The following is an 8,826-nucleotide window of genomic DNA, read 5'->3' as shown; positions in this document are numbered from 1 at the left end:
TTCGGAAGTCGACGGGCTTGGGGTAGAGATAGACTTTTTCGACTTTTGCGTCGGGACGCATCATGAGGTGCTGGCTCCGGAAAGGAATCGGAAGCACAGCATTGGGGATCAGGTGGCGGCTTTGAATGTGAGGTTCATGGAGCGTTTACCATTGAACAGGGTCATAGCGCCGTGGCGATCCTTGAAGCGATGACCAACGGCGACAACTTCAAGTTGCCGCCGCCCTCACCCAAGGCTCACCCCCCTCGGCCGGTGAGGTTTTAAAGCTCGCCCTTCTCGACTTCCGGATGCTCACCGGAGCCCACACCGGTCTTGCGCTTCGGGTGTTCGATCTTCACCGACGGGAATTGCGAAGAGGCGTAGCGCACCACCAGAATCGAAAACGCCAGCAGCAGAATCCCGCCGCACAGGTAGATGATTCCGAGGTCCGGCGGGTTGTGGTGCGACACGTTGGAGATCAGCAGGCGCGTCAGCGCGGTGATCGCCACGTAGATCAGAAAGCGCACCGGCATGTGGTTGGTCTTTAAATACACCTGACCAATTCTGAGCAAAAATGTTGACGCAACATCCCACCCAGGCTCCATCCGCATCTCAAAAATTTCTGCGGCACTTTCTATTTTTGAAATTCTCGCCCAAGACATTTGCACTCAGTTGACATTGCTATCCTTGACACTATGATGGCACTTGGCCTACGCGTATTAGATTGTTTTGCTAGGAAAGCAAATCACCTTAGACAACGGAAGTCCCATGATTATAAAAAACCGCCTAGAAACATTAGAACTTTTGAAATTGCTGATCAAACACCTTGCTGGTCTGATGGGCTTGTATCATCCGCCGCGACCGCAACACTTTACATTAGCCGACAGCGTAACAATTTATACATCCTGGATTCGATTACAGGCAACTCCAGTACAAGTACCAAAAAACCACACTGACTCGTTGGTAAGCTTTCGCCTTATCGCTAACAGACCTAATTCAAACAATCCTGAAAAACCAAACTCAAGGAGATTATATGCCATCTAACAAAATAGATGATTTGGAAAATCAAATTCTAGAGCAGCAGAAAACCGTAGACTTCGACACTAGAGAGTTCACGATTGAGATAATTGTTCAAAAATACCTTGAAAATATTGATTCGGACGAGAATGAAATTTATGTTCCTGACTACCAAAGGGAGTTTGTTTGGGACGTCATTAGGCAGTCTAGGCTTATAGAATCCATAACTCTCGGCCTTCCTATCCCCATTATATTTGTTGCTGAGAACTCAAGCGGTCGATTAGAAATAGTCGACGGTTCGCAGCGTGTGAGAACATTAGCGGCATTCTTAAATGGCGAATTAAAGCTGAGTAACCTTGAAAAGCTTACAAAGATGAACGGATTTAGTTTTAGTGAACTACCAATCTCAAGACAAAGAAAAATAAAAAACACGCCCATAAGAATGATCGTTCTTTCAGAATACGCCACTGAAGATGTCAAGAATGACCTATTTGAGAGAATCAATCGGGGTAGCGATCTTCTACGAAACATGGAAAAACGCAAGGGAATTTATCGAGGCCCATTCACCAGTTTTATATATGACGAATGCGCAAAGAACCCTCTTCTTAAGGCACTCGCACCTCTCGCAAAAACAGTCGACAACCGTCAAGAACATGAAGAACTGATCCTTAGATTTTTCACATTAATAGACAACGCCCCGAAGTATTCATCCTTCAACAAAGGAGTTGGCTATACGCTTGATGACTATCTGAAAAATCAAAATTTAAATTTCACTGAGAATGAGAAACAAATAAAGAAAAAACAGTTTGACGACATGCTGAATTTCGTCGCAAAAAATTACGAGCACGGATTCTGCAAACGCCCAGGCCAAGGAGTGTCTCGTATATTCTTCGAAGCAATATCTGTAGGCTCTCATTTGGCCCTACAAGAAAGACCCGATATTACATTGAATAAAATCAACGTATCCACATGGCTGAGCGACCGTAATTTCCATTCTGCGGTGGCAGGTAAATACCATACCCATACTCCTGAAAAGATACGACTCCGAATCGACTACGTAACAAGAAAATTGATTGGCGCATAAGCATACTGCAACAAGGCAGCTTATAGCTGCCTTTCGGAGATTTATGAAACAGATTCTAAATGATAAAAATTCGCGAGCAAACTCATGCACAATACTTTTAAACCACATTAAAGAGCTTGAAGAAAAAGCCGGAAAAATTTTAGAGTCATCAATTATTAAATCTAGCCTATTAATTATGCTCTATAACAATATAGAAGCAACCGTATACGCTGCCTTTGAAAAGATCCATGCCACCGCCAATGCTATTGAGTATGAAGATCTTTCTATTTCCACAAAGAAAATATGCACCAACTACCACTTCAACAACCCTAAGTATGCATTTGAGAACATAGAGAAGATACTCTCCAAGTCATTATCTCTACCGCTGCTAGAAGAGTATGGAAAAAGAATCAATTTATTTTCTGGGAATCTTGATGAAAAGAAGATAAATGCTATAGCTAAGGTGTATGGCATACCAATAACAAAGCCTTCAGGAACCAAAAACATGCTAGTCGTCAAGCAAAAAAGGAATAAATTAGCTCATGGCGAAGAGAGCTTTTTAGCATCTTGTCGAGGATATACCTCGAAAGACCTTTCACAAATAAAGGAAAGTTGCGAAGACTTTTTATCTAGATTCATAATCAATGTGGAATTATATTTAAATAAGCGAATGTATTTAAGAAACCCAGCCCTTTGAATTGGTAGAACACAGTCGAGGCTAGCTTTGGAAAGCTATGACAATCCAAAGCCAAGCTCTCATAAGATCAATGTTACTCAGACCAATCCTTCTTCCTCACCTACAGCCTCTGATAAAAAACTCGATATCGTCCATCTATGAAAATCACTCTGCTCTTTCCTTGGCAGATGGAAATCTTGCTGACGCAAATCGCACAACTAAAATAGAAATAGAAAGCAGCACCACCCCACCAGTCAGGTAGAGAATCCCTTCGTCTGGAGACTTGTGATGCGAAACGTCGCTAATCAGCAGTCGAATTAAAGCGGTTACGCCTATGTAGAGCAGAAACCTGAGCGGCATATGATTTGTGCGAAAATAGATTCCGCTCATCGCCAGCAATTCGAGATAAATGAACAACAGCAGAATGTCATCGACGCTGATTTTGTCTTGATGAAGCATGTCGATGAATGTCGTAATACCTGCATATACAGTGATCGCACCGATTCCAAACAGGGCGAGGTAGTGAAACAGTTCAACCCCAAGATTCCCAAGGCTGTTCGCCCCTGCATGCAACCTTAGCCGCATCCTATCTGCCCATTTCATACTACCCCTCCCCTCGCACACCAAACCATTAAAAAATATCTGAACAGAAATTCAGAGCCTCAGAAATGCGACCTATGCCATAACCTATGATTTCTCTGGTTTTTCTAAATTTCGAAGGACCGAGAAAAATTGTTAGTAACGGTGAGCTTGGTCTTGAAGTAAATCCCGACCATCGCGCCCAGCTCGAGGTAGATGAACAGCAGCAGGATGTCATCGATCTTGATGTCACCCTCCTTGATCATCAGCAAAAACTCCGCCACCGCCGCCCAGGCAGTGACTGCTCCGATGGCGAACAGCGCCAGGTAATGGAACGTCTCAACGAACAGGTTGCCCAGCGATCCGGCCAGCTCATGGACGTTCTGGCGAAGCTTTTCAGCCCAATTGATATTCACGGTAGTTCTTCCTTAGGTCGGCTCGACCGATGATGCGGGTTCGACGTGACGGTTGTTCTGCATGCAGAAAAAAGGCCAGCGGCATGGAGTGAGATGGTGGCGGGGGGAAATGAGGCACGTTGGGGGGATCGGTTGGCGCGGGGGGATGAACAAGCGCTGAACGTAATTTGGATATTTACTGTGGCGAGGGAGCTTGCTCCCGTTTGAACTTTGAAAGCATTAAGACCTCTCGAGACTTTTCTGCCAAACGGCCTTATAACCCAGTGAAAACATCAAAAGGCTGAACGAGTCCGCATTATTAATTAACGCGTTCACCCTGAGCTCGGGACTTTTTTTCATCACCGCCTCGATATCGGCTGCGCTTTCAACTCCGAAGAGTTTAATACGTTGCTCTTTAGAAACATTTTCTTTCGTATACTTTGCTAACGCTTCGTCTTTCTCCCCCATGGAAACCAAATCTGCCTCAACAGCAGCCCTATTATCATCTGCCGGGTTAATCACATGACCTGACGAATAGTAGATATGATCCTCATGACCAAATTTTATATGAGCCAACTCGTGAACAATTGCCATCCCAATATATCGAGAATTCTGTTTTAACCCGACCGTCGTAAAAATATTCTCTCGTGGGCATCCTTCCTGTCCACGAACGCGTTCATATTTTCTTTAGTTCTCACCAAGGCAAATTGTTCTTTTCTTTCTGTCCGGATACGCGACACAACTTCATCATGTACAAGCTGAGCTTTAACCAACAATGCTTTCATGAACACTTTTGGATCCGTCATCTTGCCATACACTCTCAACACCAATTCTTTATACTCCCGAGGAATCCTATCCCGCTTCAAAATCTCCACCGCAGCAGACATGGCTGTTTCCGCATAATCCAAACCCTTATCAAGATTTGCCGCAGCACTTTCATCCTGCCTTTTTATTTCTGAAAAGCCACGCGCCACAAAACTACCCCCCTTAAGCTTTATCTCTAGCTCTGTCCTGTCATATTTACCCTTATATTTGGCGAGTCCCAGCGCATCGTTAAAACCAACTGGGTCATTACCTACAAAACAAAACCAATTAGGGCCGTCTTGATTTTGTACCGGATCCGGACTCACCCACCGACACAACCACGGCGCGTAATACCGATACCCGTAGCAATACAACCCGGTCGCATCCCGCTCTTTCCCCGAATAGCGAATCGTCTTGTACTTCGCCGCCAATGCACTTTTACCCGCCCAACACGCCGTGCCACCAAAAGCGTAATAACGCTCTAGCGTCAGCACACCGCCCTGATCATCCAGCTCCAACGTGCTGGAACCCAGATGATCACTCAGGCTGTAGCGCAGTTGATTGTTGTCGACACCGTCGGGCGCGGATGTCGGCCAGTGCAATACACGCACGCTACCGCGGCCGGCTTCAACGCTGATGACATGGTGTTCTTCGCCATCGGCATCCCGGTGGATTTCCAGCCCCCGCAGGTAACGCACTTCAGTGCGCAAGGTGCGGGTGCCGGTGTGCGCCAGACGCACCTTGCGCAGGCGGTGGCCGGGGCGGTCGCAGACGTAACACTCGTCATCGTCGGGGCCGTCGTCCCGCTTGACCAGGGTCACCCGGCTCAGTTGATTACGCGTGTCCCAGTGCATGGTTTGTCCGCGTTGCAGCTCCAGTTGATTGCCGTTGGCATCGAAGCCTCGGGCGATTTCCGCCTCGCCCGGTAACCCGCCGTCGTCCCGTTGGCCTAGGCTGCGATTACTGTGGCCGGAGGTGAACATCGAGAAGCTCGGGGCGCCGCTGTGGTGGCGGGTGATCAGGTTGCCCGCCCGGTCATAGTCGAATGTCTGGGTGTAACTGCGCCGCTGGTTGGGGTCCAGCGGTGTCGGCAACAACCCCGGCACCGCCGGGCCATGGCTTGGGCTGCTGGCCTCCCAGCCCCAGGCGTAGATCAGTTGATAGAGGCTGTCGTAACGGTAGCGGTTGATCGGTTCGATGCGCTGTTGATTGAAATGGCTGACCGTCTGCGACTGGTCTTCCAGCTCGACGATATTGCCCACCGGATCGTAGGCATAGTGCAGATCCTGCAAGGGTTTTTGCTGTGAAAGACCGGCCACCAGTCTGATCAACCGGCCGTCATCGGCCGCGCACTCGGCACGGGTCACCACGCCATTGCCGGCGGTTTCGCTGTCGGTCTGGCCGAAGGCGTTGTAACGGAGGTTGCTGACCAGCACCTGCGGTTCGTTGGCCGCGGCCTGTTTCAGCCAAACCGCCTTGAGCTCGCCCGCGACGGTGTGGGCGAAGGTTCTGACGTTGTGCTTGGCATCGGTCTGCGTCTGGATCTCGCCGAGGGGGGTACAGGTTTGTGTCGAGATGAAAGATTGCTCTTCCAGCAGTGCGTCCCGGGCGTCGACGGCGGACGGCCAGTCGGGAGTTTCCAGCTTCCCGAGCATGCGCCGGGTTTCGCTCAGCGCCGCGCCATTAAGGCCATAGTCGGTAAAGACTTGAGTGCCAGCAGGGTCGTCGTGGCGGATGATTTGCCCGCACTGGTTGTGTTCAGCAGGCCCCACATCCGAACCACCATAGCTGAGGCGTTCGACGACACGGGACAGCTCTTCAGCGGCCTGCTCCATGACCGCAACCGGGCGCTGCAATCCGTCGTATTCAGTGTGGCGCTGACTGCCGCGGCTGTCCCAGCTCGACAGCGATTGGCCTGTTTCGCCCAACAAGTTCAACTGCCAACCGGCGTCGACACTGTCGGTCAGCAGGCTCTGGCCCATCAAGCCATAGACGGTCGCCAGGTTCGGCTGCGGCGCAACACCCCACAGTCGTGGGTCCCAGCTCTCGATCAACCGACCCGCCGCATCGAAGCTCTGCCGGGTAATCCGCGTATCCATGGCTTGCTCGGCGCGCTGTCGGCAGTACCCCACGCTGCGAATCGCCAACCCACGCTGGTCGATGACAGACAGCGTCGGTGTGGCTGTGTCATGAGAAGCCTGGCCGATCATCGCGATCCCTTGCTCGCCTGAGTCACCCTGAAGCCTGAACGTCTTTTCGTCTGGCCGATACTGTAAGAAGTAACAGGTACGACGGTGATTCAACTGAGTCTGGCCACTGGAGGCTGATAACCCAGACATTTTGGTAAATGTAGGACCGTTCTGAGTTTTCTTTTTGAACATAGGATGAATTTTCAGATGGGCGTCAGCAGGGACGTGTCCTGCGGCAATCTGCGGCCTCCCAGGCGCTAAAAAACCATACAGAGCCAGCACATCGCTACGATTGTGCCCGCCAATCTCTGCACGCTAACGTCAAACCGTCGCTGCCCATTCAGCGACCGGGCCTGAGAACCTGGGTAAGATACTGGCGCACCAACGTCCTACCTCACAATTACTGGCGTTTTTTATGCCCGTAATCTGTGCAATGGCGGCTGTGCGCGGGAGACCTTCGGGTCTGCCGGGTTCCTGTATCCCCGGTTTCTCAGCCTGCGCATAGCTGCCACCCATTCGCCTGAGAACGAACGTGGTAGCTCCAACTTTGACACGGGAGCTTTGCCAATGACTAACCTCCAAGACCTGACAACCGCTGGCCTCACGCCCTTCTCCATCCACTCCGACCAAGCCCTGTTCCGCGTCAACAGCGGCGTCTCGATCCACGAAGCCTTGTCCCACGTGTCCGACTTGCTCCACCTCTCCAAACTGCTGGCCGAAGATGCGGCGATGGAGCGCGGTAAAGACCGCTATGCCTGGGCGTCGCATTATTTGCAGGAGATGAGTAAGGCGGTGATCGATGATGTGGTGAAGGTGTTGGGGGCGCCGGGGAATAACCGCGATTGAATGGAAAAAGCCCCGGGCTTCTCTTGAAGGCGGGGCGATTTCAATGCAGCCGTTGAGGCTGAAGAAGAACATCTGGCTACTTGTTTCCAGCTACAGCTGTTCATAACTTCCTATGTAACCTTGTAGCTTCCACAAAGCGAAGCCAATCAGACAAAGACCGCTAAACCAATTCAACAGTCGAATGTTTTTTCTTCCAGACAATACCCTTCCAATAGCATCTCCCCCCAATACATACACCATCTGGCAGGCAAGGCTACCGATGAAAAAACCGGCCAGTGAAAGAGGTACGCTAACCGTCGCTTCGTCTGAGTGATTAGCGATGACATAAGAGGTGATTGCCACAATCGTCAATGGATTGGTCAGCGTTAAAGCAAACACGGAGAAAAAGCCCGATTGGCGTGTAACGCTCACAGACGAATCAGAGTATGCAGCGATCTTCACCCCCAAGTAGAAGAGGTAGGCGATCGAAGCGATTGTCAGTAGCTCCATGTACCCCAAGACAAATGTTTTGACCAGCGCTACCCCCATCAACGCCACGGCTGCATACACCGCATCCGCCAGGGCTGCACCGAACGCACTCGGAATTGCACTTAATCGTCCATGCAAGATGGACTGCCTCAATATAATCAAGGCAATCGGCCCGAAGGTGATCGACAACACAACTGAAAACACTAGAGATCGCTGAAAGTCCTGCACGTCCTTGCCCTCTTAGTCCTTTTCCCTACAACGCGATATTTTTTTTGAAACGTCAGCAACATCACCAGCAACGCTACATTTTTTTTGCGCATCCACATCCTTGATTGATGTGTCCTCGACTGCATTCTCGCGCAACGTGACCCTGCCTTCACGTTGAGCCGCCATCTCATCCACGTCCTGTATCAACGCTTCAAAAAGGTCACGTTTTTTCATGCTGCCCCGCTAACGTCACCATAGACGAATACACTACCGATGCCGTCTACCCCAATGACGATCGTTCGCCCGTAGCTGGCCGAAATGGACCGTACCGAGCAAAGCAAGCTCTGGCGTTAGGACGCTTCCCAAATACCATACTCCGCCTTCCGAAATGACCAGATCCTTCACTGCCAGGGGCAGGATCTCCTGGAAAGAGCAAAATACAACAGCGCACCAACCCCACCACTCAACAGGCCGAGCGTTAGCTCGCCTGCCGCTGTTGATCTTGATCCACCCGCCCCTATCGGGAGGCCGAGTGGAGGTGTTCATCAGGGGGTGGGCGCGCAGCGCCGTACGGCGCAGCCGGACACATCGAGAGGAGGTCGT

Annotated in this window: 9 protein-coding genes and 3 pseudogenes; 5 read left to right on the top strand and 7 right to left on the bottom strand. The window is 50.4% G+C overall.

Features of this window, described 5'->3' with window-relative positions; all coding sequences use genetic code 11:
• Both AC1DIH_RS27865 and AC1DIH_RS27860 read left to right on the top strand, forming a co-directional pair.
• On the top strand, positions 1-193 hold a 193-nt coding region (locus AC1DIH_RS27865; protein WP_477774052.1), incomplete at its 5' end, for a hypothetical protein.
• Positions 151-264: pseudogene (locus AC1DIH_RS27860) on the top strand (DUF3509 domain-containing protein); the annotation flags it as partial. The gene AC1DIH_RS27865 and the pseudogene AC1DIH_RS27860, both read left to right, overlap by 43 nt.
• Here the strand turns inward: AC1DIH_RS27860 and AC1DIH_RS27855 are convergent.
• Positions 261-533, bottom strand: a pseudogene (locus AC1DIH_RS27855) (phosphate-starvation-inducible protein PsiE); the annotation flags it as partial. The pseudogenes AC1DIH_RS27860 and AC1DIH_RS27855 overlap by 4 nt on opposite strands.
• A gap of 479 nt (positions 534-1,012) precedes the next feature.
• Here AC1DIH_RS27855 and AC1DIH_RS27850 point away from each other — a divergent pair.
• Both AC1DIH_RS27850 and AC1DIH_RS27845 read left to right on the top strand, forming a co-directional pair.
• Positions 1,013-2,080: a DUF262 domain-containing protein gene (locus tag AC1DIH_RS27850; RefSeq protein ID WP_477774051.1), complete on the top strand. Its 1,068-nt coding sequence runs from the start codon at positions 1,013-1,015 to the stop codon at positions 2,078-2,080.
• A 43-nt stretch (positions 2,081-2,123) separates the two neighbouring features.
• Positions 2,124-2,756, top strand: a complete 633-nt coding sequence (locus AC1DIH_RS27845; protein WP_477774050.1) for an MAE_28990/MAE_18760 family HEPN-like nuclease — start codon at positions 2,124-2,126, stop codon at positions 2,754-2,756.
• A gap of 144 nt (positions 2,757-2,900) precedes the next feature.
• On the opposite strand, the gene AC1DIH_RS27840 is transcribed toward AC1DIH_RS27845, so the two are convergent.
• The 4 genes and pseudogenes from AC1DIH_RS27840 to AC1DIH_RS27825 form a co-directional block, all read right to left on the bottom strand.
• On the bottom strand, positions 2,901-3,338 hold the full coding sequence (locus AC1DIH_RS27840; protein ID WP_477774049.1) for a phosphate-starvation-inducible protein PsiE: 438 nt from the start codon (positions 3,336-3,338) through the stop codon (positions 2,901-2,903).
• A 149-nt stretch (positions 3,339-3,487) separates the two neighbouring features.
• Positions 3,488-3,730 (bottom strand): annotated as a pseudogene (locus tag AC1DIH_RS27835) (phosphate-starvation-inducible PsiE family protein); the annotation flags it as partial.
• Between the two features lie 219 nt (positions 3,731-3,949).
• A complete protein-coding gene (locus AC1DIH_RS27830) occupies positions 3,950-4,303 on the bottom strand; it encodes a hypothetical protein (protein ID WP_477774048.1) in 354 nt (117 codons plus the stop codon).
• A gap of 23 nt (positions 4,304-4,326) precedes the next feature.
• Entirely contained in the window at positions 4,327-6,894 is a 2,568-nt protein-coding gene (locus AC1DIH_RS27825) for an RHS repeat domain-containing protein (protein WP_477774047.1), read from the bottom strand.
• Between the two features lie 375 nt (positions 6,895-7,269).
• On the opposite strand from AC1DIH_RS27825, the gene AC1DIH_RS27820 reads away from it, so the two are divergent.
• A complete protein-coding gene (locus tag AC1DIH_RS27820; RefSeq protein ID WP_019693529.1) occupies positions 7,270-7,548 on the top strand; it encodes a DUF3077 domain-containing protein in 279 nt (92 codons plus the stop codon).
• A gap of 90 nt (positions 7,549-7,638) precedes the next feature.
• Here AC1DIH_RS27820 and AC1DIH_RS27815 read toward each other — a convergent pair whose 3' ends face one another.
• Both AC1DIH_RS27815 and AC1DIH_RS27810 read right to left on the bottom strand, forming a co-directional pair.
• Positions 7,639-8,244, bottom strand: a complete 606-nt coding sequence (locus AC1DIH_RS27815; RefSeq protein WP_477774046.1) for a LysE family translocator — start codon at positions 8,242-8,244, stop codon at positions 7,639-7,641.
• 12 nt (positions 8,245-8,256) lie between these two features.
• Positions 8,257-8,457, bottom strand: a complete 201-nt coding sequence (locus tag AC1DIH_RS27810; RefSeq protein WP_477774045.1) for a hypothetical protein — start codon at positions 8,455-8,457, stop codon at positions 8,257-8,259.
• Positions 8,458-8,826 lie beyond the last annotated feature (369 nt).

The organism is Pseudomonas sp. 05N36, from assembly GCF_056397385.1.
Note: the sequence above shows the minus strand (reverse complement) of the source record. Positions and strands in the feature narration are given on the sequence as shown.

Coding starts and splice junctions, on each gene's coding strand:
- AC1DIH_RS27850 (WP_477774051.1), top strand. CDS start 1,013: ATGCCATCTAACAAAATAGATGATTTGGAAAATCAAATTCTAGAGCAG.
- AC1DIH_RS27845 (WP_477774050.1), top strand. CDS start 2,124: ATGAAACAGATTCTAAATGATAAAAATTCGCGAGCAAACTCATGCACA.
- AC1DIH_RS27840 (WP_477774049.1), bottom strand. CDS start 3,338: ATGAAATGGGCAGATAGGATGCGGCTAAGGTTGCATGCAGGGGCGAAC.
- AC1DIH_RS27830 (WP_477774048.1), bottom strand. CDS start 4,303: ATGGCAATTGTTCACGAGTTGGCTCATATAAAATTTGGTCATGAGGAT.
- AC1DIH_RS27825 (WP_477774047.1), bottom strand. CDS start 6,894: ATGTTCAAAAAGAAAACTCAGAACGGTCCTACATTTACCAAAATGTCT.
- AC1DIH_RS27820 (WP_019693529.1), top strand. CDS start 7,270: ATGACTAACCTCCAAGACCTGACAACCGCTGGCCTCACGCCCTTCTCC.
- AC1DIH_RS27810 (WP_477774045.1), bottom strand. CDS start 8,457: ATGAAAAAACGTGACCTTTTTGAAGCGTTGATACAGGACGTGGATGAG.